The following is a 26,585-nucleotide window of genomic DNA, read 5'->3' as shown; positions in this document are numbered from 1 at the left end:
AGTATGTTATTTTGAAATTAATTGAAGGGCCGTACGCAATACTTCCTTGCCATTACATGATCCATAATGCATTGGATTTATCGTATCTACAGGTACTCCTTTTTCATCCCCTATTTTCTTTATATCATTAAGTAAATAACGAACTTGAGGTCCTAAAAGAATAACATCGACCTCATCTATATGGTTTCTTACTTCCATTGTGGCAACAGCCTGGATTTTCACGTTCAATCCTTCTTCCACCGCCGCTTTCTCCATCTTATTAACCAATAGACTAGTGGACATTCCTGCAGAACAGCATAATAGTATATTCATCATTATTCCTCCTTAAAATTTAGGTTCAGGTTATTTAATCAATCTAAATGTGCCCCATGGTTTAATATAATCCAGCAAAAAAAGTTCCTCTTGTACAACATGGGCGACTGCATTTTTTCGTTCATCCAATGGCATATCCCTCAAGATGACTTGAAGTTCGCCTTTGTATTTCCCAAATGAATCATTGCCGATGAAAACGGACCCTTTGCGCTGTGGGATACTTTCCCGGACTGCAAAATCTTCATTTGCATATTTTTTCCGGACCTCCACTGAACGGACCATATACTCACTGATATCACCACGGCGAAGGTGTAATTCATCCAACACAACCTTTTGCTCAATTGGTGACGCATCCGAATGGAGTTCCACTTTCAACTCGATCATGTCACGCTGTAAGGTTCCCAGCATTCTTAATTCCTCTTCACTCGCGTAAGCATTCCCAATGATGACATCATCAATTAAACCCGTTGCCCATAGATGCTTGGCTTGTACATCAATTGAAAGTTCACGGTGCTGTTCTAATGTGCATAATCCATCATTTATATTCCAAGGACCTATATCACCGGTTTGTGAAGTAACGAATGCAGCTGTACGAATGCCATGTTCTTTAAAACGTCTACTGCAGGCGATGAAGAAGTCGTAAGGAAGACCTGTGAATTTTTGGGGATAGAAATTATGACAGCCAATGATTTGATTTTTATTCCCCTGATGCGTCAGAATGTTCGATAAATAATCGACGTCATTACTCATATTCAATTCGATTTTCAATCCATAAGGATTATAGGTCATTTTAGCTTCTTTCAAGCCATCGAATCCAAGGTCCAGACGAACACCGTCAGCTCCCATTTCTGCGAAAAAGCTTAAATCATCATAACTAATATCAAACTTGTCGAAAACAGCTGGAGCAACATCAAGAATGACTTCCATATGTAGCGCTTTTGCATAAGAAATAATATCTTTATATTCTTCCATGACAATTTCATATGGTTTTGAAACCGATAATAAACACGTGAATATTCGTTCAAAACCATAACTATGGGCAAGTTTAATATATTGCTTGTCTTTATCCGGTGTAGAGTGTTCCGGATAAATTGAAATACCTAATCTTCTCATAAGCTATCATTCACTCCTTTTCTACTTTCTTTCCATTGATCCCGCCTAGCCTGTAATCCCATTAAATAGTCGCGGTAGCGGGAGGATACCATTACAGAACAAATAATCGTTGGTACAATGACAATTAAATAATAAGTCGATCCCATTGCGGTAAACAGAAAGATAGAAAAGCTAATAATTAAAATAGACAGGCCAACCGATTTCCAGGGTGTTAATTTTTCACCTAGCCCTGTTCGGAAAAAAATGATTTGTGCCCCTACAAATGATAGAGTTGCGGATATTATTTCAAGCATATTTAATGCCCGCTTTCTTTTCTTCTGGTCCAGCTTCTATTTTATTTTCATCACGTAAATGCTGCTTCTCGAACATCTTGAAAAATGGAAAATAAATCATTAAAGAGATGACGAAATTCAATAAAACCAGAACCCCGGCCATGATTGTCCAATTTGTACTGATGACAGCTGCGATGGGACTAAAGACCGTAAACGGCAGCTTAGCCATTATCATCGGTATTAACCCTAATTGAAAGAATGTATAGGAAACTATGACATTTACCAAGGGAGCAACAATGAACGGAACCATTAAAATGGGGTTCATGACAATTGGCGCTCCAAAGATGATAGGTTCGTTAATATTAAAAATCCCTGGAACAAAGGACAGTTTACCCAGCTCTTTCAAATACTTCGATTTTGAAAATAAGAACAGTACAACAAGTGATAATGTCGATCCCGCCCCGCCAATCCATACGAACCATTGAATGAATTGTTCGGTAAATAGATTGGGCAAATTCGCCGCATTACCCGTTCTTGCAAATGCATCCATATTCTCGAGAATCGCCGAATCCCACATCGGCCGTATGATCGGACCCAATATTGCCGGTCCATGAATACCCAGCGACCAAAAGAAAACGATGAGAAAGACTGTAAGCAGACCACCTATTAAACTATTACCCACCAATAAATTTTTGAGAGGTGACACCAAAGTAGTGATGATCGAGTTAATGTCAAAGCCTAAACCATAGCGAATGCCCCAGAAAAGAAGGACCACGACCAATGTTGGAATCAGGGCTGCAAAGGAATTCGAAACCATTGGCGGAACGCTTTCCGGTAATTTGATTTTTATATCGCGTTTAATCAAAAAATGAAAAATCTCAACGGAAATCAGCGATGTTACGATTGCCCCGAATAAAGAGGCTGCGCTTAAAGAGCTGATAGGTAACCAGCGACCCGCTTCTATCACCCCTGGAACGGATTCCATGACTTGGGTAGGCACAACACATGTAATCAGAAAAGCTAAGACTGATAGAAGGCCTGCACTGAGTTGATCTAATTTATAATGTCCTGCAAGCGCTGACCCAACCCCAAAAGCTGCATATAAAGCCATTGCTCCCACTGTAAACCGAAACGGTACATCCAAAGCGGCACGATAAGGTGCAATCCATTCGTCATATCCATCAATCGGAAAATTCAACAAAATAACAAAGAATGATCCAATGATCGTCAATGGAAGTGTTGCTAGAACACCGTGCCTAATTGCCAGCAGATGTCTTTGTGAACCAATTTTGTTTGCGACTGGAAGCACTTTCATTTCGAGTAAACCCATAAAACTATTCAATAACCTTTCCCCCTTTTGAATAAGAGTCTGAAAAAACAAACTATTCCAATAAATAAACATTATAACGTTATATTGATTATGTCAATATTTTTATTGAAAATATGGTTTATGTTACAAACTTTTAAATCATAGGAATACATAGTGCAGTTTTATAGCCATTGCTGATAAAAATAGGTAAAAACCCTTCTCGTAGCTCCCCAAGAACACCAAAAAAAACAGGAAATTGATCACTGTCAATTTCCTGCTTTCTTTTTTGAAATCACATTTTTTTAAAAGGAATTTTTTATGACAATCTGTAGCTCTAGACTAGCCTAGTCTAGAGCTCATTTTTTTCTTTTCCTAGTATCAAATTCATATATTTTCTTTACACTTTTCATTAAAAATAGAATGATATAGCGTAGTTGAATATTTACATAATGAAATTAATGGTTTCTTCCAACGCATCATTTGCATCCGGAGATTTCCCCAGCTCGTAAACGATTTCCCCGTCAATCATCGTCATTTCAACCCGTAATTGATCAATACTGTCGATTGTTACATCCAATATTCGGTTGTTTAGCACAATCAAATCTGCTAATTTCCCTACCTCGATGCTTCCTTTTTGGTCTTCCTCGAAGCTTGCGTAGGCTCCGTTCCAGGTGTACAGCCTAATCCCTTCTATGACGGAGATTTTCTGCTCTTCCCCAATGACCGCGCCGGAAGGTGTCAGTCGGTTGACCGCCCCATGAATGCCGATAAGCGGATTGCAGTTCGAGACGGGGCTATCCGAGGCTCCTGCTACGACAATGCCAGCTTTTAAACAGGCTCCAATTGGGTAAAAATAGTCGCTGCGAGCGCCGAAGTGCTTAATGTATATATCTCCAAATTCAGTGAAAAAGTTCGGGTTAGGAACGGTCACTATGCCCAATTTAGCCATTCGTTCGATGAGATCGGGCATCGCCAAACCGGCATGCTCGATTCGATGTCTGTGATTGTGCCGCGGATATTGTCTAAGCGCTTCTTCGAACGTATTCAACAACATCTCGATCGCCCGATCGCCCTGGGCGTGAGCCGTAATTTGATAACCATCTCGATGGGCTGCGATGAGCGCGTCGTTCATATTCTCTTGCGTGTAGTACAGAATGCCGCTGTCTTCCGGATTCGTCTCATATGGCTGACGCGTCGCAAGCGTCGGCGCGGTGCTGGCTCCGTCTATAAAGATTTTCGCCGGACCGATACGAAATCGATCGTCGCCGAACCCAGTGGACAGGCACGTCTCTCTCATTCGGATAAAGTTAGGCTCGTGAACGACCATTGCATACACCCGAACCTTTAAGCGACCAAAACGAACCGCTTGCTGTAGGATGCGAAGATTGACCGGCTCGTACCCACCCGCATCATGAATTGTCGTAATGCCTAACGATACGAAATCGCGCGAAGCGATTTCCGCCGCTCTGGCCAAGACCTCTTCCGTCGGATTCATGACACGTTTTACCGGATCCATGGCTGCTTCCACTAGCAGCCCGTTTAATCTCCCGGACTCGTCCCGACCGAACACTCCACCTTCCGGATCGACCGATTGGTCGTTTACACCTGTCAATTCCAACACATTACTGTTCGCAATCATAATGTGGCCACATTGTCGCACAATTAGAATCGGGTGTTCCGTCGACACCTCATCCAGCTGATTGCGGGTTAGGTACCGCCCTTCCAACATGAACATTTCGTTGTAACCTACTGCTACGATCCACCCTCCTTCAGGGGTAGATTCCGCCTTCCGTTTCAATTCACCGATAATATCTGCATTGGATTGAATCGATGCGTCTTTGCAATTAATCGCTAGCCTTGTAAGTCCATAACCGAGTAGATGCAAATGCGAATCTATAAATCCTGGCAGTAGAGTCCTACCTTGCAAATCCATCACTTTGGTGCTTTCTCCAATCCAACGTTTGATTTCCTTGTTTGTTCCGACGGCTTCTATTCGGTTACGTTTAACGGCAACTGCTTCTGCGATCCGATTGCCCGAATCGACGGTAATGACTTGTCCGTTTAAAAATACAACATCAGCAAACATACGATCACCTCTTATTTTTCTGTAAACAAGTTCTAATGACTATGCTTTGTGGGGTTCTAGTTTTTCAGCCAATTCAGCCTACAAAACGTAATTGATTTCTACTAAGCTTCTACTTGAGTCATAGAATCAGCATCAATAATACTGTTTGAGAGATAGTTAAAAACCAATGCAATAAACATTTTTCCGATGTACAACATTGACTCTTCATCTACATCAAATTTCGGATGATGATGCGGGTATATCGCATTCATCGCCGGATTCGCACCTCCCACATAGAAAAATGTTCCAGGAACCTTCTGCAGATAAAAGGCGAAATCTTCCATTCCTGTTAACGTATACGGCGGGATTTGTATCACTTTTTCCTCTCCCAGAAGATTTTTTGTTAACTTGTCCGCTTTTATTGTTTCATCCGGATGATTCCACAAAGTGGGATATCCTCTCTCGTACTTAAATTTCACAGTGGCTCCTGCGGCTTCGCAGGTGGATGTTGCAATTTGCCCAATGGCTTTTTCTATCAAATCTTGAACGCTTTCCTCGAAGGTTCGTACCGTTCCGGTAATTTTGGCCGTGTCGGGAATGACATTAGAAGCCTGTCCGCTTTGAAAAGAACCAACCGAGACAACAACTGTTTTAGATGGATCAACGCGGCGGCTGACGATTTGCTGCAAATTGAGCACCAGTTGGCTGCCCACCACAATTGGATCTACCGTCAAATGAGGAGCTGCTCCATGCCCGCCTTTCCCATAAACCTCAATTTCAAATGTATCTCCGGCAGCCATTATATATCCCTCTCCAACAGCAACCATACCAATCGGAAGAATGGAAGATACATGGGCTCCATAAATGACATCGACTCCATCCAGACAGCCATCTTCTATCATTGGCTTTGCTCCTCCTGGAATTACCTCTTCCGCAAACTGATGGATAAAGACAACATTTCCTCCGAGCTCATCCTTCACTTCGCTTAATACTTTGGCTACTCCAATCAAAGCAGCTGTGTGAACATCATGGCCGCAGGCATGCATCACCCCAGAAATACGGGACTTGTATTCCACGTCTTTCTCGTCTGATATCGGCAATGCATCGAAATCCGCCCGCAGCGCTACTGTTTTGCCCGGTTTCCCTCCTCTCAAGATTCCAACTACTCCTCTTCCGCCAACTTCAGTTCTTACTTCCAATCCCAAGTTTGTTAATACATCAGCGATCTTTTTTGGGGTATTTACCTCATGGAAGGATAGTTCGGGATACATATGAAGATCTCTGCGAAATTTAACCAACTCCGGATATACCTCTTGAAGTCTACTAAATAAGTTTTTTAGCATCATTACCACCCCGTTATTTGTTATAGCATTAATCCATCGGATTGCTGATATTCGTGATCAACATTTCCATTCCACCTTACTAAATTTGTATTCCCATTAGCCAAAGACCACTATTTTACTTTGACATTCGACTGTATTTGATCAGTCACGTCCCCGTGAGAAACATGATTGCTGTTTCGAATGGTTAGTCCGAACAGCGCGGAGGACAAACCAGCCGCAATTAAGAACCAGAAAGCGCCGTCGTAAGAACCTTTTAATGCTGAGATGAGTACACCCATCATGATCGGTGCAATGAATCCACCAATCATCGATCCCAGATTCATAATTCCAATCGCGGAACCAATCACACTCTTGTCAAACAATTTGTGAGGGAGTGCGTATACTGCACTAAACACAAAACCATAAAAGATTGATGACAGTGTCAAATAGGTAAAGACCATTCCAACATTAGGTGCGAAGAGTGCTAAAAATAAAAATACTGTGTAAAAAAGTCCATTCATTAAAAAGTACATTTTCTCCCTACCGGAAAATCTGACCAGCAACCAACCACCCGCTGCCGTTCCCAGAGTTGCGGCCGTAGTTGGAAGGAGTCCCAACAACCCTGCGGAAACCAAATCTAAATGGCGTACTGTTACCATATACATGGGCAACCATGAAGACGTGCCCCACGAAGCAATGCTGATTGAAAACCACGTTAGGACCAATGCCCATGTCTGACGAGTTTTCAATAAAGAGAGCATGGAATCCTTGTTTACTGGTTGTTGTTCTTTTGCTTCTTCCAATTGAATCGGACTCCGAATGTATTTCCAAAGCAGTACTCCAATAATCACACCTGCTGCTCCAAGAGCAAAGAACACGTTCCTCCAGCCTAACCAGATCAGGAGTGTTGGCACAAGAACACCCGTAATTAGACCGCCAAACGAATTCGATGACATTAAGATGGACTGTGCCTTACCTCGTTCTTTCTGAGGGAAATACTCAGCGATGGCTTTTGCACAGGCAGCAGGATATCCCCCCTCCATAATTCCGAACAAAAAACGAATCACGATTAAAGCGGTAAACGACCAAGCGAAACCGGTGAAGACTGTAAAAAGCGACCAGAGGACAATAGAAAAAATAATCACCCTTCGGTAACCCAACTGATCTGTCAGCCAGCCGGCCGGAATTTGCATGATGGCGTAAGCCAAGAAGAAGACGCTGATTACTGTTCCCGTGGCAGTCGGACTAAGATGGAATTCTTGACCAATCGGCACCAAAGCAAGATTCATAACTAACCGGTCCATATAAGAAACCATATAACCCACAAATAGGAGAGACAAAATGAACTTCCTGTTGTCCCCTTGAACAGCCATACGCTTCACAAATCATAACCTCCCCTTAATGATGCCCAGCAAATAATGGATTGCAGCTTGCACCAAGTTTCTGTAAAAAGGCAACTTCCTCTTACGACAGTTCTTCAATTTAGTTCTTTACGAATTTACTAACTCAAGTGCATTATTTTTTGTTTTCTTATGGATCTCATTACCTCCTTTACATCAAATTGTTTATGCAAGTTTTACGCCAAGAAAAAGATCACTTTACAATGAAAAAAGGACGTAAACGGGTTGATTTATGTGAATCTTCTAAATGTTTAGAGTATAATTTTTATGAATCGATTCAAATGAATCGAAATTGAATCAACGCTACTCAAAATAATGATGAACATTGAATTATTTTCGATTCAAAATAAACGGTGGATCCATCCGTTATCAAAGGAGAGACAAGTGATGAATCAGAATATGTCAACCATCGAACCGGAATATTTATTCAAAATCATGAACTTCATGAATAAACCTATTTATATAACCGATAAGAACGGTATGATTCTTTTTGTTAGCGACATGAGCTGTAAGCTGATTGGGAAAAAGAAAGAGGAGCTAATCGGGAAAAACGTCTCACAATTGGAAAAAGAGGGGTTCTTCAAGCCGTCTGTTGCAAAAATAGTTTTAGATAAGAAACAAAATGTCAGCGTCATTCAACAAGGTGGAGAAGGAACAGGGGTAATTACAGGACATCTCATATTGGACAAGAATGATGAACCAAAATATGCAGTCACATTGGGTTATGATATTCCAGATTTCGTCGGTTACAGTTCTCAAATTAAAATTGAAGAATTGGATTCTGCTTTTCGGTATTATTTACAAGAATTACAAAAACTCAAAGCGAAACTTGTACGGACCAAAGAAGTCCCTTTTTTTATCGGACAAAGCCGGGTCTATGATATGCTCAAGGAAACAATTGAAAAAGTTGCCTGTGTGGAAACGACCGTTCTTATTACAGGGGAAACAGGTGTTGGAAAAACGCTTATAGCGGAACGTATTCATCATCTGAGTGACCGGAAAGATCGTCCTTTTATCCATCTTAATTGCGCAGCGATTCCGGAATTGCTCCTGGAATCCGAACTGTTCGGCTATCAAAAAGGAGCGTTTACCGGAGCAAATGCGAACGGCAAAACCGGACTTGTCAAACTTGCGGAGAAAGGCACCCTTTTCTTAGACGAGATTGGCGAACTCTCACATTCTTTACAACCCAAACTCCTTCAATTGCTGCAAAATAAAACGTACATGCCGATTGGAGCTTCCCAAACGGTAAAAGCCGATGTGCGTATCATTGTAGCTACCAACTGTAATTTGGAGGATATGGTCAAAGAAGGAAAATTCCGGGCTGATTTATATTACCGCCTCCATATTTTGCCAATCCGCATACCCTCGCTTCGTGAGCGGAAGGAAGACATCTTTTGTCTCCTTCAGTATAATTTGGAGAAGTTTAATTACTTGCATAACCATAAACGAGTGCTTTCTACAAAAGTGGTCGAAGTGCTTCAAAACTATCATTGGCCTGGAAATGTACGGGAATTGGAAAATATAATTGAGCAGCTTGTCATTATGGCAAAAGAGAATGAAGTTGCAATTCAGGATTTGCCAAAACGCTTGATCGATTCAGTCTGCGAAGACGTTTCTACCTCTTTAAATGCAGGAAATTCTTTACATGAAGTTTTGGAAAGCGTCGAAAAAAGAATGATCACACAAGCATTCCATCATCATAAAACAACCCGCGATGCGGCAAAAGCACTGGGCGTTACTCAGTCATTATTTATGCGCAGGTTGGCGAAATATGCGATTACAAAAGAAGAAAAATAAGCTGGAACGGTAGTTGCCGCCGTAACTGATAAAAATGTTAGGAAACCTTGACAGTGTGAGGGACCAACCAAAAGTCATGCTTTGTTGCAAAAAAAAAGCACTTAACCCCCTAGGTAAAGTGCTTTTTTCAATTTTTTACCTCATTCGCTTTCTGCATTCTCCTTATTCTGGAGATGACGCTGCAACCAGGCTTTCATTATTCTTTAATATCCCACTGCGGATTCCAAACGACTTCCCAAAGGTGTCCATCAGGGTCTTGAAAGTGTGCAGAGTATCCTCCCCAGAAAGTGTCATGTGCCGGATCGGTTATGATCGCGCCAGCTTTTTTTGCTTTTTCCAACACAATATTCACTTCTTCTTTACTACCTACATTGTGACCAAGGGTAAATTCAGTAGGACTTTTCGGAGACAAAGGAACCTTGGCCTCATGCGCTATATCCTTTCGACTCCAAATGGCAAGCTTTAGGCCTTCTTGCAGGTCGAAAAAGGCAACGGCTCCATGCTCAAATTCTTTGCCCACTATTCCTTCTGTTTGAAATCCAAGGCCTTCCCGATAGAATTCCAGCGATTTTTCCAAATCATCCACACCTAATGTAATTACAGTAATACGTGGTTTCATGATTGCCCCCCTTCTTACTTACTTTCTCCTTCTATTGGTTACAAATGCATGTAGTTCAAACCAGATCAAAGTAAACAAATTTTTTGTCAATCTAAAATGATCAAATTTAACGAGTCCTAATAAATGAGTCCCTCCTTTATACACTTGGTTAATTTTAACATTCCCCATCTTTTTTTCCATTAATTTTACTAATCCATTTTATTGGTATTTTAAGTGTAAAATAACTCTCTACCTACTTTAACCGCTCTTTATCCATTAAAAAGTCCCTCTCGATTGAGAGGGGCCTTTAATGGATTGCACTTAACCTTCAAGCTCCTTCTTCTTGTTTAAGAGTTGGAGGTATTCCCTATCCAATTCCTCTTTTTCCTCTTCCTTCATAACACTGGACAGTTTCCCAAGTGTCTCGATGATTTGCACTTCAATCATAAGAAGTTCAGCCTGTTTATCTTGATTACCATCTTTAAGCGTAGCCGATTTAGTTGATTCCTGATTGATAGCTCTTAATCTCGGAGGTTCATCTTCAAATGAAAGTGAATGTGTTGCAAGCGATTGGATCAATGAACGATCATGAGTCACAAAAACGATGGTTCCTGGATACGCCTTTAACACTTCGGTTAAAGCCTCTTTAGTTTGAATATCCAGGTAATTTGTAGGTTCATCCAAAACCAATACATTATAGTTTCCCAAAAAAACTTTTGCTAGGGAAGCCCTGACTCTTTCCCCACCGCTTAAAAGTGATACTTGTTTGTGAACATCATTTCCTTTAAAAGCTAATCGTGATAATAGCGTACGAATAAAGGCTTGATTGTAGGGACTGTCCTCCAATATATTTTCAAGAACCGTTTTACTTTCATTCAAATTTTCTTGTTGTTGGGCAAAAAATCCAATCTTTGCTGGCTTCGCGACATATAAATCTGAGTGCCGCTCCACTATCTTTTTCAATAATGTCGTTTTTCCTGAACCATTTTGACCATTGATGGCGAGTCTGCAAGCTAGGGGGACATCTCCAAAAATATGTTGTTTCAGAATCCTTGACCCGACTTTCAGGAAACAGCCATTAAATCGAATGACCCTTTTGCTATGCAAAGATGGAAATTCTGAAATATCAAAGATTATAGGGGAATCTTCCCTCGGTTTTTCTTTTTTTGCTAATTTTTCGATTCTAGTTTCAATCGCTTCAGCAGAACGGTTCAATTTCGCCTTCTGTTTCCCGGAGCTCCGTTTATGGAGCCTTGCTTCTGAATTGCCCATTCGTTTAGGGGCTTTCCTAATTGAATCAGATTTGGCTTGGAGGTTTTGTGCAGCCTGTTTCAACCGATTCTTTTCACGGGTGTACTCTTCATATTGCTTATTTTCCTTTTCTGTTTTTGCTTGCTTTTGTTTGATATACGCTTCGTAATTCCCTTCATATACAGTTAACTTGCCTTGCTCGACTTCCCATATTGTTGTACACAGATGATTTAAGAAAGCTTTATCATGTGAAGTAAGCAAAATAGCGCCATTAAAAGACTGTAAATCCTTTTCCAATTGTTCAATTCCGGATATATCCAAATGGCTGGTAGGTTCATCCGCAATCAATACATCCGCATTGGAAGACAGAGCTGCGGCGATTTTTCTTCGAGTAAGTTCTCCGCCGCTTATGATTTCTTGATTCTCATTGGGCAGTTTCCATATGCTCGTTAACTCCCCGCTTATTTCTTGTTCAGTTTCTTCAATTTGCGGGATATAGCCGACTGTTCCATAGCTCTCTATATGACCGGTATCGGGTTCCCTCACGCCCGCTAGAATAGAAAGCAAGGTCGTTTTACCTTCTCCATTCCTACCAACCAAACCAACACGGTCATGGCTGTAAAGATGAAGTGAATCAACGGAAAGAACTTCACGGTTCCCGTAACTTTTCTTTAAATCATTCGCTTTTAAAAATAACATGAAAAATCCCCCTCTATTTTTCTAGAGAGAGATCGCCTGTTACTAAATTAATATACATAAACCAAATATACCTCATCTGATTTGATAACAGATAAAGCAGTTGTATATAAATTAGTACCTATAAACGAACAGACGAATCCCATCTCTAAACATAATCATAAAAAATCTCACAAGGGTATCTAAATAGAGTCTTGTTCAAATGAAATAGTGATTCACTTTACTCACCAATAAATCCGGTAAGCAAACAAAGTGACGCGTATTTTCATTGAACATATTTAACCGATTACACCCATTGATATAGATTTAGATTTACTGTTTATTTGATAAGATTACTGCTTCATTGTATGAGGTACCTTTTCCTTCCAATGTAATGAATTAATGATTGCATATTATTCATATGTTTGTAAAGCCATTTTATTCCTTTTTTTGATTAATGCTCATAAAAAAGTGAGAGAATTAATTGGGCTCAACATGGACATGAACATCATATACTCCATGATCTTTCATCATCACTTTCTCTACATGCGTCGCTATATCATGTGCTTCTTTAATATCCAAGGTAGAATTGACAAGGATGACAACATCAATCACTTCATTATTCCCGTAATTTCTCCCTTTAATTTCTTTTATCCCCTTGACTCCATCCACATTTGTAATTACATCCTTATATAGATGAATTTTATTTTCATCAAATCCGTCTGAAAGTTCATGCGAGGCTTGAATGAAAATCTCCCAGGCTGTTTTGCATATTAATAATCCAACAATGATGGCAGTAAGGGAATCCAGCCAAGGCATATTTAATTGGGAACCAAAAATCCCAATAGCTGTTCCGATACTTACCCAAGCATCCGAGATATTATCTTTTGAAGCTGCCATAACGGCTTTACTATTAATTTTTATAGCAAGCTTTTTATTATATCGGTATACAAAATACATGGCTATTGCTGATAAAACACCTACATACCCTGCAATAATGTCAGGTGATTCCTTTCCACCTTTAAGCATGGAAGCAACGGCATCTATTAAAACTTGTACACCAACAGCAAACATGATGAATGAAGCTACCATCGAAGCAATCGTTTCGCTTTTCCAATGACCATAACCATGATCTTTATCGGGGGGTCTTTGAGCTAACCTTAAACCGATCAGCACGGCAATGGACGCGACAATATCAGTCGTGTTGTTCAAACCATCCGCTTTCAAGGCCGCTGAGTCGCTTATGTATCCTATAACCAGTTTCATTATTGATAGACAAATATAAGCAATTATACTAATGATTGCACCACGTTCGCCTAATTTGAGGTCATTATATTTTTGTTCTTCCATTCAACTTCCCCCCACAATTAAGTACTTGAATATCATATCAACTTAAAAATGGGTGGGTCTATAGCAACCTTTTTGTATCGCTTTATATAAGTAAGTGATATATAACTATGTTGCATAAGGTAAACTATCTGAAAAGAAAAACATTGATGAACCCTTGACAAAATCCCCGGATGTTAACGCCGCAAAAATAACGAATTAAGTGAGATTTATATCGTTTTTTCAACTTTAAAACAAAATAAAGTTCCGCTTTCGTTTGATTGCAAATTATATTTTATATGTAGTGTTTTAGCTATATCCTCAATTATTTTTAAGCCAAGCCCCTTACTTTTACTATCGATATCAAAACCAATTCCATTATCCTTGATTCTGAGTCCATTATTTTCAATGGTTATCACAAGTTTATCAGCCCTCGAGTGATTCAACACATTTTGGAAAACGTTATCGAATAACCTTTGAAGCCACAAGTCATTACTTATCCATTCCAACTCTCCATTTAATGGATGATAAATTAATTCAATACCATGCATGTTATACAAATAACCCCATTTTTTAACCATCATTTCTATTAAATCGTGCATGTTCACTTCATCATTCAAGATATAAGAATTATCTAACGCATCTGTGGATTGAATATTATATTCATTTGTTAATTCGGAAATATAATCAATTTGTTGATATAGTGATTGTAAAAGTGGAACTTGATCCGTATATTGACCTTCTAAATAAAACAATTGTAATCTTATTGCTGTTAAAGGTGTATTGATGTCATGCCTTAATTTATTTAAGAGTTCCTTTTTCATTTCCTCCTGGTGTTTTAGTTCCAATTCCCGATAGGTCGTTCTTTCTATTAATAAGTTCACCGATTTAGTTAATTTCCCGATTTCATCATTGCTTTTAATCTCTAATATATTCGGAATCTCCTTATCACTAGCTAAATTCCTGATGGTTTCATTCAATATATTTATTTTATTTAATAGCGAGTTAATAGATTTGGAAAATAAGAAGGCTAACAATAATAATGATAAAATGAATACCCCAAGCATTGTAGGATATGCAAATGATTCATGAAAAGGAATGTCATCATTTGTGGTTTTAAAGGCCAAGTCATAAATTACTGACATAAGGATACTGATTAACAGTAATATAAATGGCACGCTAATAACGGCGATAAATAATAATAGCTGGTATTTTTTCTTTAATTTCATTTTTTTATATAGGTATTCAATCTATACCCTTCTCCATATATATTTTGGATGATCTCACCGGTGTTATCATTGATTTTTGTTCTAACTTTTTTTATATGTACATTAATGATATTTTGATTCCTATCCTCGAGCTGCCATAAATGTTCAAAGAAATGTTCTTTCGTTAAGATCCGATCCCTATTTTCATATAAATAGAAAAATATTTTACGCTCTATCGCAGTAAAAACCACTTCATTATGCAAGTCATTATTGAATACCTTTTTATGTTCGGCATCTATATATATATGCTTAATTTGCGTGAAAGTACCATATTGATGATCCAGCAATTTCTGCATTCTTAGTAATAGCTCCCTAGGATCAAAGGGCTTAGTCATATAATCCTCACCAATTGTCAAACCTTGGAGTTTGCTTTCCATATCATTTCGGGCGGATAGAAAAATAACTGGAATATTTAAACCTAGACTTTTTACTTTCTTTGTAATTTGATAGCCATCATCTCCTGGCAGCATAACATCCATAATGACTAAATCCATCTCATGGATTATATCTATAATATCTTTTCCTTCTTTCACCCAACGTACATTGTATTTTTCGCGTTGCAAAATTTTTTTCAATAAATCACCAATCATCAAATCATCTTCAACAATTAAAATATTATATCTTTTCATCATAAAGCCTTTCTTTATTCATTTGATAAATTCCATGGCAAGATCATATATCTCATCTGGCACATATAAATAAATGCTGTGCGTCCCATTCAGTTTTATTACATCCGCTTTTAATAGTTTCTCTGCAAACTCCTCATAATCTTCATTTTTTTGTTTTGTATATTTTGAATCCTTATTTTCATCGGCAATCGCATCTAAAAATAAAATGGGTGTTCCTTTTGGAATCGGCAAGTTAACTGATTTTTTCCCATTACTGTAACTCTGTAAAAGCTCTTGCTCCATATCATCATTAAAAAACTGTTTATATGATAGTGCTTTATACACTTCCTTTTCATGGTCACTTAAGAATGATTGCCGAATCACTTCGGGATTATAAACAGCAGAAGGAACAAGACGATGCAAACCCATTTTCGTTAAAATATTCACTCCTCTTACAGTCAATGAATCTACCATACCCATTTTATGAGTTACATATTGGTGCGGTAAACCAATATCCAAAGCAATGATTCCCTTTACTTCACTTGGGTATTTTTGTGCCCAGTAAATAGCTTCGATACCTGATACTGAGTGTGGAACCAAATAATAAGGAGGTTTATTTCCACTTTCCATCAACGATTTCCTGCTTTGTTCCAATATTGTATCAATATCCCTATCATCGTGAAAAACATCACTGTATCCATATCCAGCTCTTTCAATGACTGCAATCTTATTTTCTTTTGCAAACTTACTATATAATCCTTTCAATTCATAAACAGGAGCAGCAATCCCGGAACCGGACATAAAAACGTATGTATCCTCACCGCTGCCTTCTGTATATACATTAATTTCTTTGTTATTAAAATTAACGGATGTTCCTTCACTAATTAATGAAGACTCCTTGCCCTTTTGATAATTATGGTAAATAAAAACAGCTATTGCTACAAAAATGATAATAACAATCAAGGTAAAAAATATATTCTTTGATACTTTCAACATTTTCCTCATAAAGAAAACTCCTTTCAAGTAATACTGAAAGGATATATGTTAAAAATAAATTTCTAATAAATTTTCTTTGTATATTTTCACTTTTACTTTTAATAACAGTGAATTTCATTAGAAAAAGGCTGCTCCAAAGCAGCCCAAACTATTGAAGGAAAGTCTTTCCGAATGGATTAATAGCATCCCTCCACCATATTCCTAAGGATAAATAATATTATATGTAGGTTTAATCACTCCGTTTGGATATTGTTTCATTTCAACTAAATCTAATTTTAGACTTGGCTTAACGCTGCCGAAAAGAGGGATGCCTTCACCGATTATGACTGGATTCACTTTCAGCACCAATTGATCAATGAGTTTATGTTTTAATAACGTTCCAGCCAATTCTCCTCCCCCGCAAAGCCATAGCTTTCCGTCACTTTGCTTCTTGAGATTTTCAATAAACGCAACGGCGTTTCCTTCGATAAGTTCTACATCCTTATTCGATTCAAACTGAAGAGAGCTCGAAAATATATAATGTTTCAAGCCCTTATAACCCGGTTCACCCGGTTTAGCTCCGAATTGAAATCCAAATTCATATGTTTTACTTCCCATCAACACCGCTTCATATTGCTGGATATCGGATAAAAAGTCTGGGACATGATCTCCTTCAAATAAGAAAAAGGATTGATTGATATTCCCATCCAACATTGCTTGATCGGCAATGAAATTGTCCAGTGAAACCGCTACATGATATACCAATTCTGCCACTTAGTCATCCCTCCAAAAGTGATTACACATTTTTACACGAACAACGAGTGTCCCCCATAACCTTTTGTAAAAGGTATCAGATAACCATCTCCTTTTTTTTACAAAACCGCCAAAGTAATATATATTCGTTAATCAGGAATAAAATCCCTTCCGTTGAATTGCCGTATCAGTGATATATACTGCTTCTTACCTCATTGTTTTCTTGGCAGGATATTAAGGTCCCGCTTTACCGGGCATCTATCCATGTTCTCGCCTATATGGTATCATTTTGAATATTAAGTTAAAAGGAGGCATCATTTCATGTTTCTTGCAAATACTCCCGAACCACCCTATTACGCTTGTATTTTCACTTCTCAAAGAAGCGATAAGGATGCCGCAAGCTACAATTCAACCGCGGAATTCATGAACGAACTTGCCGCTCAACAAGATGGCTATTTAGGAGTCGAAAGCGTAAGAGATCAAAACGGGATAGGAATTACCGTATCCTATTGGAGGTCCCTGGATGCCATAAAGCTTTGGAAAGAAAATGCTGCTCACAAAAAGGCACAAGAAAAAGGTATGAAAGATTGGTACTCTTCATACTCAACCCGAATTTGTAAGGTTGAAAGTGATTATACAAGCAAATAAGGAAACTAAGATTTCATATATATACATAATTTTTATGCATTTTCAGCTATAGAAAAAGACCGCTTTTTTAGCGGTCTCAGACTGTAGACAAACTCTAATAAAAGAGAGTTTGCCTGCAGTTTTTTTAGGGGTATGTACAAATTGAACGTTGATTTCCTCTCCAGGCACTCGCTTTCCGCGGGCAGTCAAACTGACTTTCATTCAATATACCTTCGGGATTTGTTTAATTTTAGGCAAAAATTCAAAGGGAGTTTCAAAAGTGGTTCGGAATATTTTAATTCCAAACCACTTTTGTCGACAATTGAGACCGCCTTTTAAGCGGTCTTCACAATGAATTAAAAGGTCAATAAATCTTCTTTTATAAGTGAGTACATATATAAATCATCGAATTTGCCACATGTATATTCATAATGCCTTAGCAATCCTTCTCTTCTAAACCCTTGTTTTTCCACGAGTTTTTGGGATGGGTGATTATCAGGTTCAATTAAAGCTTCAATCCTTTCCAGGTGAAAGTGGCGATAGCCATACATAACAACAGCTTCCAATGCTTCACTAGCAATGCCTTTTCCCCAATGATCTTTACTTAAATCATATCCAATTTCAGCTCGATGATGCTTGGTGACCATATTCAGAAAACCGCAACTTCCTATAACCTTACCGGAATCTTTTAATGTAATTCCCCATCTGATTCCCGTACCTTCCTGGAATATAGATTCGTACCATTTAATTTCATCCCATACGTCATTTACTGTTTGGCACGGATCTAATCCCATTGGCTTCACTACATCTATATCAGATAAATATTTAAACATATCACCCGCGTCTTCTATTGTTACTTCCCTTAAGATCAATCGTCGTGTTTCAATAAGCGGAAATTCCTTCTCCATCCACTTTCCCTCCCCCAAAGTCCCTTTTCCATACGTTACTGATTTAATCATTACCTAATTAAAGCCGATAATCAACGCTTTATTGTATAAAGAAATAATGATAATAGCTAAAAGGCGTCCCTACTTTCGTAGAGACGCCTTTTTTCCGTTTACTTGATTCCTTCATTTATAGAATTCGTTCCCTTTACTGCTGAAATCATTAAAAACTTGGGCCTTCGATTTTCATCTTTCATTTCAGGAACACTTTTTAACAATTCATCAGAAGGCATCGGCTCTTACGCTGAAACCAGCACCAATCAAATCATTTATCTATGTTGAGATCGTACGATGATAATTTACTACGTTTTCTGTTAAGAAGGTTGTTTCTCTCACACCTTCGAATTTATAATTGTCAACTGGCCAATGCAAATGATTTCCGCGATCATCTACATACCAAGCTTGTTCTTTGCGGGAAGTAAAGATTGGATGTTCAACCGAGAAAACAAAAGTTTTGTTAAGTCAAAAAGGGATAATTTTTTCTTATTATTATCACAAAACAACTTAAGCACCAATAGTGTTTAAAATTCAATATGAGGCAAAAAAAAACAGCCATTAATATTGGTGTCTTTTATTTTGACAACAATAAATAGGCAGCCCTGTTTTGTTGTCCATCATTGTCCATATAGGACCCTTCCCACCCTTTGTACATAGTCTGAAAGGGTAAACAAAAAAGGAGGATTTCTTGAATGTATAATTGTAATTACGCTTATTACCCTAATAATGTGCATTATTATATAGATGGAGAACGAATACCTGGCCCGGGCGGTGGTCAATGGGACGGACACGGTGATGGTCATGGCGGTGGACAATGGGACGGACACGGTGGTGGTCATGGCGGTGGACAATGGGACGGACACGGTGGTGGTCATGGCGGCGGACATTGGGACGGACACGGTGGTGGTCATGGCGGTGGACAATGGGACGGACACGGTGGTGGTCATGGCGGCGGACATTGGGACGGACACGGTGGTGGTCATGGCGGCGGTCATTGGGAACACGGACAATGGATTCCACGCTGTAGGAGAGTATGGGCTCCCGGATTTGGTTGGACTTGGATTTGTAGGTGGTGAAAAAAAGACAGCTTATGGCTGTCTCTTTTTTTGCTTTTTCTTCGTTTTGTCCAATCACTCCAATTACCAGTATGCTTGTTTTCCTACCTCCCCATCTGAAGTTCAAATTACTGCAAACAAAACCCTTCATATTGATATTGATCTTAATCCCTTTCGACAATTAGTTGTAATCCCTGATTTCAACAAGATAATTCGTACAATTAGGACTTATCTCCTGATGTCCTTTAAAAGAATAAGTCTTTTTTACCCATCCTTAATAAGTTATCGAGAAGATAAGCAAACTATACCATATTGCAGCTATACGGAATCTACCTAGGCTTAGTTCGCTACAAATTAATCCAGGTAGTAAAAGGATAAATGTATATCGCTTAATCAAAATGTAATGGGGTGAATGTTTTATGAGAATGAAAAAAGCAATAATAGGTCTCTCACTCTTATGTATGATTGTTCCTGGTATTGCCAAATCGGCTGATTCCGTTGCTGAAAATAATCGAAGCAATATCGTAGCAAATTGGAAATTCACAAAACAACATGTTAAATCCGGTTCAATCGATAAAGGTAATTTAATAATAGAAGATACAAGCAAACATGGAAACGATTTAGAGTTAGTGACGATAGGTGATCCTGCCTCGCCTGAATTAAAAAATATGATTCAATGGTCTGAAGAAGATTATCATGATCAAGAAAAAGTGGATAGCTTGAAGTTCGCTAACTATGAAAACGCCCCTTCAGGTAGGTATTTCAAAACCAAAAAGAATGCACCTATCAATTCGGAGAAATTCGATAAGGGTTTTACCATTGAAGCGATTTTTAAGTTGCCAAGTGATTCCAAGAGTGTCATGGGGCTTTTTTCTAGACAAGGACAGGCGGCCGATCTTAATAAAATGGAAGGCGAGAAAAAAATCCTTTCTGCTTTAACTGTATCCAGTGATCAAAAAATCCACTGGACAAGTCATCCATCTAATTTAAATTATAATGTAAGCAATTGGTCTCGATCTTTAAACGCTGAGGAATGGTACCATTTGGCAGTTGTTAATGATGGTAACACGACGACTTTAACTTTGAATGGCATAAGTGATTACGGAAAATCAGAAAAAGTAATAGGTATTGCAGCAGTTAATGGTAAAGGTTGGAACATCGGAGCATCTGAGTGGGGAAATAAGTTTAATGCACTATTCAAAGGGAATATCCAGGAAATACGAATTGCTAATAAGGCTTTAACCGAAAAAGAATGGCTTGTGCAGGATGCCCGTGACGATGAACCATTCGAAGGATCAAACAAAGCTTTACCCTTTCTAAAGAATAAAAAGAATTATAATTTTCTTTTTGTACCAGATACCCAGAAATATTCAAGCCAAAATCCAGAGATATTTAATAGCCAAATGAACTGGATTTCCAATAACACCAAGAAGAACAATATTATCATGAATACATTTGTTGGGGACATAGTCGATAGTGATTTAGAAAAACAATGGCAGAATTCCCTCGGTGCCATTTCCCTTTTGGATAAAAAGGATGTTCCATATATGATGGCGGCCGGGAATCATGACTATGCGGCCGGGGACCCTTTCTTAACACATTATGGGCCGCAGCGTTTTTTGAATAAAAAATACTATAAGGGGTCGTCTCCCTCTGGGTATAGCTCATATGCAATCGCTAAGGCAGGGAGTTATGAATACTTAGTCTTGATAGTCGATATGAAAAATCTGCATAAGGACCTGGAATGGTCAAAAAAGGTTCTGGATCAGCATAAAGATAAACCGACAATTCTCGTCTCACATGATATTATATTTCCTAAAGTTAAGGATGATAAAACCATCGCCGTCGAGTCGTCTAATGGCCGGCTGATTTGGGATGAACTTGTAAAGGACCATAATCAAGTGTTCATGACGGTTAATGGCCATTATTTTGGGATAGCACATCGGGTAAAACAAAATTCAGCAGGAAATGATGTCATTCAAATGCTGGTCAATTACCAAACGAATTATCGAGGGGGTAATGGCTGGCTAAGACTTGTAGAATTTGATGAAAAGAAAAATGTATTGGTATTCCGAACCTATTCGCCATTTGTCGACGAAATGTCTAAAAAAGAAAAATCCTATATCGATTATAAATTTTTAACAGGTGAAAATAATTCATTTAAATTGGATTGGGACTTTAAAAATAGATTTAATTTTAAGTAATTAAAAGAGGAGGAAAAAATCCAATTCCCCAGGTGTAACTGATTGATCTCAGCAACCTGGGTGAATTCCTTTATTGGGTGCCCTCCTATGTGTTGAGTCGTTCAAGAAGGATAAACGTTCATTCTTCATGATGAATTTAAAATGCTGCGATTTTTTCCAGTTGGTTTAAACAACTATCATGCTGCTTTTTTCATTACTGATTTATACTTTCCGAACCCATTAACGACAAGAACCCCTAATATCGCAATTCCGCCGCCAATGACTGAAAGAGTACTAGGCACTTCCCGCAGCCAAACCCAAGCGACGAAAATGGCAATCACAGGTTCAAGGTATAACAAACTGGAAACGGAACTGGCTTTTCCTAATGATAGTGCGACTGCCCAAGTTACATAACCGATGGCTGCAGGGAAAATACCAACAAAAATCGCTGATAAATGACCTTCCATTGTCGCATGTTGAATTTCTTGAAATAGACCAGGAAAAAATATAAAAAAGGGTATTGTACCGATCCATGTGAAATAGGCTGTCAATTCAATCGGATTATAGCGGCTAAACAGTGGCTTTTGGAAAACAAAAAACACTGCAGAAGCAATAGCAGACATCAGCACTAAAAAAGCACCTTCAGAAATATTCAGGGAAGGGCCTGCAGTACCTAATGTTATTAAGGTGATCCCTATGAATCCTATGCCTAAACCAATCCAACCGAATAGGCCGAGGCGTTCTTTTAAAACGAACGCAGCAATGATCGCGATGAAGACAGGTGCTGAACCAATCAGCATTCCAGCCGTTCCCGCCGAAACGGTTTGTTCCCCGAATGTAACCCCGATATGATAAATACTAATACCAATAAATGCAAGGATCGATATCCTCAGCAAATCCTCTTTTTTCGGGAGTCGAAATTTCACCCCAGGCCATAGAGCATAAAGGACAAAAATCCCTGATGCTATAAGATAACGAACAAGTACCAAATGGCCGGCTGAATACCCGCCATGTAAGCTTGCACGAATAGCAGCGAATGTAGATCCCCAAATAATAACTGTAATAGATGCCAATAAAAACGCCTTAGTGTTCAAAACCTATTCCTCCCAACCATACTATAATCTGAAGGTATCATGGATATGCGAGAACTTCAATAAAATTTCTATCTTGCTGTGAAGTGGAACAGTAAAATAACGAATAAGAGTACATTCCGAGATGTAATCATCGCTGAAGAAATCCCATTCCATATGGGATTGAATTGGAAATCTTCATTTAAAGATGGAATAGGTTTGAAAATTATGCTAAACAAAAGGTGCTTCGTATAGGAAGCACCTTTTGTTCAGACTGTAGACAAACTCGATATTAAGATTACCTACATTTTTTTGAGGGAGTGTAAAATATGAACGTTGATTTCCACTCCAGGCACTCGCTTTCCGCGGGCGGTCCGGGAGCCTCCTCGGCGCTCTTGGCGCCTCTGGGGTCTCCCTTGGACGCGCTTTTCCCGCAGGAGTCTCGTACCTTCCGTTCCAATCAACTATGTTTAATTCAGAAGGAACCCCTTTTGTCTACAAACTCGTTTACAATTACCTTTTCCAAATTTAAGCTTACTTGAAATATTGTCTTGGGGCTTTTACACTGTAACCATTTTGTGAAGCAATACTGCAAAAATAACGTTTATATTATAAATATCATTAACTATTTTCTGGTTTCCAAGATGAAAAGCGTCTTTCAATAATGCCTAATAATGAAGTAAGAATGATTCCAGTAATAGTAATGACTAACACTCCAACAAACATGCGATCTGTTTGTAGATTTTGACCATTGCTTGTCAATTGATATCCGATACCAGCAGTCGAAGCGAATAATTCACCTACAACTACAGCAATTAATCCTTGACCAATACCTAAGCGAATACCGTTTAAAAGGAATGGTACCGTCGAAGGCAAAGCGATTGTTTTAAAAATTTGAAATTCACTTGCACTAAATGTTCTTGCTGCTTTTATTAAGTTTTGATCTAATGTTAACATAGCTTTTTGAGCGCTCATCACTATTGGAAAGAAGGCCATCAAAAATACTATAACAATTTTTGATGCTGGTCCTATTCCGAATGCAATTATGATCACTGGTAAAAGGGCGACTTTAGGAGTTACATATAATCCTGAAATGAAAGGGTTAACGACTGCATTAAAGTTAGAATTCCAGCCCGATAACACACCAATTGGAATTCCAATAAGTATGGCTAAAACAAAGCCTGCAATAAATTCGTAACCACTCACTTTCATATTTTCCCAAAAAGAAATTTCTTGGACCATTAAAACTGCCGCTTGGGCAATTTCAATTGGTGAGCTAATGAACAATGGATTTATCCATTCATTTTGAGAGGCAACTTCCCAAAGCAACAGGAATATTAAAATAGAAGCAACACTGATAAAAAATGACTTCTTTTCTTTTTTTATTTTCTTCGCCTTTTTTATCTTGTGCTTTGACTGTGTTAGTTGGATAGTACCCTTCGTCATATTATTCTCCTTTCCCTTTATTATTTTTCTTTATTATCGAAACCTTGTTTTGAAGACTCCTGTTCAATAATGGACCATATATGATCTACAAACTCTAAAAATTCCGGGCTACGCTTCACGTGGAGATCTCTAGGTCTAGGTATATCAACATCGACAACCTCCACTACACGTCCTGGTCTTGCCCCAAAAACAAAAACTCTATCAGCTAAAAATACCGCTTCATCAATTTGGTGTGTAATAAAAAGACTTGTCTTTTTTGTCTCATCCCATATTCTAAGTAACTCACCTTGCATAAATTCCCTGGTTTGTGCGTCTAATGCCGAAAATGGTTCATCCAGTAATATTAAGGACGGGTTCACCGTTAATGCTCGAGCCAAGTTTACCCTTTGCTGCATCCCTCCTGACAATTCGTGGGGATAATGATTTTCATAACCTTTTAAACCGACCATTTCAATAAATTCTTTGGCCTCTTTCTTTTTCTCTGCGGTTACTTGCTTTTGCAGTTCAACTCCATAGAGAACATTTTCCAAAACTGTTCTCCAAGGTAATAGACTAGGGTTTTGAAAAACCATTGCCCTGTCCTTGCCGGGACCATCAATTTTTTGCTGATCTAATAGAATTTCTCCCTTACTTGGCTTCAGTAATCCAACTACAGTATTTAAAAAAGTGGTTTTCCCACAGCCGCTCGGCCCTACAATACATATAAATTCACCATCTTTGATATTTAAGTTTATATTCTGCAGGGCAATCACTTCTGCACCAGTTTTATTGTTTACGTAAGTAACATCCAAAAATCGAGTGGACAATTTGAACTTTTCAAGTTGTGCATTTTCCATCTTACCTATCATCTCCTTTCTATCTAATTATTTTTTAAATGCTTCTTCTATATAACTATTTGTCCAAATAACATCTTCAGTAGTATCCTGTTTAGTAGAAACTCCTGACAACTTGCCGAATTCAACTAATGGATCCTGGGCATTATCCCAAGCTTCTTGATTCATTTCCCCATAGCCTTTAAAAGTGTTTTTCAATCCGATTAGTGATTCCTCTAGGATATCAACATCAATTCCATCAAAATAAGATACGATTGATTCGGCTGCTTCTCTTGGATTATTACGTGTGAATTCCATTCCTTTCCCTATTGCCCGAACTACTTTCAAAGATGTTTCCTGATTTTTTTCTAAATATTCCTTTTTAGCAAAAACAGCTTCCCAGACCATATTCCCATACATTGGCTCTTCACTTGTATTGATTACAATCTCACCAACATCTTTACTTTCCGCTTGTAAACCCATTGGAGGCGATGCTATACCACCGTCAACAATCCCCTCCTGCATACCGCCAATCTTCGATCCATCTCCTGCTAATTTGACGGCTTTAAGAGTTTTGGGATCAACACCATGCATTTGCATTAAATATCGGGTGTATACGTCTCCAGAATCACCAACAAGGTTTGTACCAATAGTCGCGCCGTTCAATGAAGCAACTCTATCTTCAAGTGATGAGTCTTTAGAAACATTCTTTTTCTTTTGATATTGTTTAGAGATAGTAATTTGATAAGTTAGCGCTGAATTTAAAGATTGAATCGCCATTAAATCTTCACCTTTGTCAAGAGGAGTGAACATACTTCGAGGACCTGAGACCGCAAACTGAGCTTCTCCTGATAATACAGAAGCAATTACTTGTGCTCCTCCACCACCAGATACAATCTTAGCTTCAATTCCTTCTTTTTCAAAAAATCCTTGCTCAATGGCTACATACAAAGGGGCAACTGACAATAACCGTGCAGGTTCCGTAAAAGTAAGCTTTACCGCTTTCCCTCCGGAACTCCCCTTATTTTCTGTAGTAGTTTCGTCACTTGAACTGCATCCAGATACTATTAACGCCAAACAAAGCAGAACGAACGCCAATTTATTCTTAAACATATTACTTACCTCCCTAAATCAATTATATTTTTTACACTTAATTCACTAACTTTGTGAACACAATTGCAAAATGTCCATTAAACATCTATAATTCCTCCTATTTCAGTTTTATATACGAAACATAATTTCATATATACATCAATTCTAAATCAGCTGTTACATTAAGGTCAAATACAATTTCGGAAAATTTAGATAATTCAGTAGGTTACAGCACAAAAAAACACTCTTTTAAAATCATGAGTGTCCTTTAACTCTTAAGATACAATTAACTCTTTTCGTAACCAGATAAAA

The 26,585-nt window shown here is 38.5% G+C and carries 23 protein-coding genes and 1 pseudogene; 4 read left to right on the top strand and 20 right to left on the bottom strand.

Features of this window, described 5'->3' with window-relative positions:
• Positions 1-6: 6 nt before the first annotated feature.
• From AC3ISB_RS10065 to AC3ISB_RS10035, 7 genes are all read right to left on the bottom strand, one after another.
• The gene (locus tag AC3ISB_RS10065) at positions 7-312 is read right to left on the bottom strand and encodes a PTS sugar transporter subunit IIB (RefSeq protein WP_063234623.1); all 306 of its coding nucleotides are present in this window, start codon (positions 310-312) and stop codon (positions 7-9) included.
• 30 nt (positions 313-342) lie between these two features.
• Positions 343-1,425, bottom strand: a complete 1,083-nt coding sequence (locus AC3ISB_RS10060; protein WP_141995032.1) for a DUF871 domain-containing protein — start codon at positions 1,423-1,425, stop codon at positions 343-345.
• Positions 1,422-1,718 (bottom strand): hypothetical protein, encoded by a 297-nt coding sequence (locus tag AC3ISB_RS10055; protein WP_098372892.1) that lies wholly within the window; start codon positions 1,716-1,718, stop codon positions 1,422-1,424. Before AC3ISB_RS10055 ends, AC3ISB_RS10060 begins: the two co-directional genes overlap by 4 nt.
• On the bottom strand, positions 1,711-3,039 hold the full coding sequence (locus AC3ISB_RS10050; RefSeq protein ID WP_141995031.1) for a PTS sugar transporter subunit IIC: 1,329 nt from the start codon (positions 3,037-3,039) through the stop codon (positions 1,711-1,713). The genes AC3ISB_RS10055 and AC3ISB_RS10050 overlap by 8 nt, the downstream gene beginning before the upstream one ends.
• A gap of 409 nt (positions 3,040-3,448) precedes the next feature.
• Positions 3,449-5,092, bottom strand: a complete 1,644-nt coding sequence (locus tag AC3ISB_RS10045; protein ID WP_489276272.1) for an amidohydrolase — start codon at positions 5,090-5,092, stop codon at positions 3,449-3,451.
• A 101-nt stretch (positions 5,093-5,193) separates the two neighbouring features.
• Positions 5,194-6,414: a M20 metallopeptidase family protein gene (locus AC3ISB_RS10040; RefSeq protein ID WP_489276898.1), complete on the bottom strand. Its 1,221-nt coding sequence runs from the start codon at positions 6,412-6,414 to the stop codon at positions 5,194-5,196.
• Positions 6,415-6,524: 110 nt separating this feature from the next.
• Positions 6,525-7,766 (bottom strand): MFS transporter, encoded by a 1,242-nt coding sequence (locus AC3ISB_RS10035; RefSeq protein ID WP_489276896.1) that lies wholly within the window; start codon positions 7,764-7,766, stop codon positions 6,525-6,527.
• Positions 7,767-8,180: 414 nt separating this feature from the next.
• Between AC3ISB_RS10035 and AC3ISB_RS10030 the strand changes: the two genes are divergently transcribed.
• A complete protein-coding gene (locus AC3ISB_RS10030; RefSeq protein WP_347942054.1) occupies positions 8,181-9,593 on the top strand; it encodes a sigma-54 interaction domain-containing protein in 1,413 nt (470 codons plus the stop codon).
• Positions 9,594-9,789: 196 nt separating this feature from the next.
• Here the strand turns inward: AC3ISB_RS10030 and AC3ISB_RS10025 are convergent, their stop codons facing one another.
• From AC3ISB_RS10025 to AC3ISB_RS09995, 7 genes are all read right to left on the bottom strand, one after another.
• Positions 9,790-10,212: a VOC family protein gene (locus AC3ISB_RS10025; RefSeq protein ID WP_347942052.1), complete on the bottom strand. Its 423-nt coding sequence runs from the start codon at positions 10,210-10,212 to the stop codon at positions 9,790-9,792.
• 300 nt (positions 10,213-10,512) lie between these two features.
• Complete coding sequence (abc-f, locus tag AC3ISB_RS10020; RefSeq protein WP_489276270.1) at positions 10,513-12,141, bottom strand: ribosomal protection-like ABC-F family protein; 1,629 nt, start codon at positions 12,139-12,141, stop codon at positions 10,513-10,515.
• A gap of 456 nt (positions 12,142-12,597) precedes the next feature.
• A complete protein-coding gene (locus AC3ISB_RS10015; protein ID WP_141995025.1) occupies positions 12,598-13,467 on the bottom strand; it encodes a cation diffusion facilitator family transporter in 870 nt (289 codons plus the stop codon).
• A 206-nt stretch (positions 13,468-13,673) separates the two neighbouring features.
• Positions 13,674-14,672, bottom strand: coding sequence for a sensor histidine kinase (locus AC3ISB_RS10010; RefSeq protein ID WP_489276268.1), 999 nt, complete (start codon positions 14,670-14,672; stop codon positions 13,674-13,676).
• Positions 14,669-15,340, bottom strand: a complete 672-nt coding sequence (locus tag AC3ISB_RS10005) for a response regulator transcription factor (protein ID WP_098372960.1) — start codon at positions 15,338-15,340, stop codon at positions 14,669-14,671. Before AC3ISB_RS10005 ends, AC3ISB_RS10010 begins: the two co-directional genes overlap by 4 nt.
• A gap of 18 nt (positions 15,341-15,358) precedes the next feature.
• Positions 15,359-16,324: an alpha/beta fold hydrolase gene (locus AC3ISB_RS10000; protein WP_098372883.1), complete on the bottom strand. Its 966-nt coding sequence runs from the start codon at positions 16,322-16,324 to the stop codon at positions 15,359-15,361.
• A 192-nt stretch (positions 16,325-16,516) separates the two neighbouring features.
• Complete coding sequence (locus tag AC3ISB_RS09995) at positions 16,517-17,068, bottom strand: dihydrofolate reductase family protein (protein ID WP_489276266.1); 552 nt, start codon at positions 17,066-17,068, stop codon at positions 16,517-16,519.
• Positions 17,069-17,368: 300 nt separating this feature from the next.
• On the opposite strand from AC3ISB_RS09995, the gene AC3ISB_RS09990 reads away from it, so the two are divergent.
• Entirely contained in the window at positions 17,369-17,695 is a 327-nt protein-coding gene (locus tag AC3ISB_RS09990; protein ID WP_489276264.1) for an antibiotic biosynthesis monooxygenase family protein, read from the top strand.
• A gap of 335 nt (positions 17,696-18,030) precedes the next feature.
• Here AC3ISB_RS09990 and AC3ISB_RS09985 read toward each other — a convergent pair whose 3' ends face one another.
• Both AC3ISB_RS09985 and AC3ISB_RS09980 read right to left on the bottom strand, forming a co-directional pair.
• Complete coding sequence (locus tag AC3ISB_RS09985; RefSeq protein ID WP_489276262.1) at positions 18,031-18,582, bottom strand: GNAT family N-acetyltransferase; 552 nt, start codon at positions 18,580-18,582, stop codon at positions 18,031-18,033.
• A gap of 149 nt (positions 18,583-18,731) precedes the next feature.
• Positions 18,732-19,071 (bottom strand): annotated as a pseudogene (locus AC3ISB_RS09980) (class I SAM-dependent methyltransferase); the annotation flags it as partial.
• A 236-nt stretch (positions 19,072-19,307) separates the two neighbouring features.
• Between AC3ISB_RS09980 and AC3ISB_RS09975 the strand changes: the two are divergent.
• Positions 19,308-19,691 carry a hypothetical protein gene (locus AC3ISB_RS09975; protein WP_489276261.1) on the top strand — a complete coding sequence of 128 codons (384 nt, stop codon included), beginning with the start codon at positions 19,308-19,310 and terminating at the stop codon, positions 19,689-19,691.
• 398 nt (positions 19,692-20,089) lie between these two features.
• On the top strand, positions 20,090-21,874 hold the full coding sequence (locus AC3ISB_RS09970; RefSeq protein WP_489276260.1) for a laminin G domain-containing metallophosphoesterase family protein: 1,785 nt from the start codon (positions 20,090-20,092) through the stop codon (positions 21,872-21,874).
• Between the two features lie 176 nt (positions 21,875-22,050).
• On the opposite strand, the gene AC3ISB_RS09965 is transcribed toward AC3ISB_RS09970, so the two are convergent.
• The 4 genes from AC3ISB_RS09965 to AC3ISB_RS09950 form a co-directional block, all read right to left on the bottom strand.
• A complete protein-coding gene (locus AC3ISB_RS09965) occupies positions 22,051-22,947 on the bottom strand; it encodes a DMT family transporter (RefSeq protein WP_098372877.1) in 897 nt (298 codons plus the stop codon).
• Between the two features lie 597 nt (positions 22,948-23,544).
• Positions 23,545-24,369, bottom strand: coding sequence for an ABC transporter permease (locus tag AC3ISB_RS09960; protein ID WP_489276258.1), 825 nt, complete (start codon positions 24,367-24,369; stop codon positions 23,545-23,547).
• 20 nt (positions 24,370-24,389) lie between these two features.
• The gene (locus tag AC3ISB_RS09955; RefSeq protein WP_377452844.1) at positions 24,390-25,205 is read right to left on the bottom strand and encodes an ABC transporter ATP-binding protein; all 816 of its coding nucleotides are present in this window, start codon (positions 25,203-25,205) and stop codon (positions 24,390-24,392) included.
• Between the two features lie 27 nt (positions 25,206-25,232).
• Positions 25,233-26,294, bottom strand: coding sequence for an ABC transporter substrate-binding protein (locus AC3ISB_RS09950; RefSeq protein WP_489276256.1), 1,062 nt, complete (start codon positions 26,292-26,294; stop codon positions 25,233-25,235).
• Positions 26,295-26,585 lie beyond the last annotated feature (291 nt).

Source organism: Peribacillus sp. GL_122 (genome assembly GCF_057835005.1).
The sequence above is the reverse complement of the archived record's forward strand: the minus strand, read 5'-3'. Positions and strand labels throughout refer to the sequence as shown.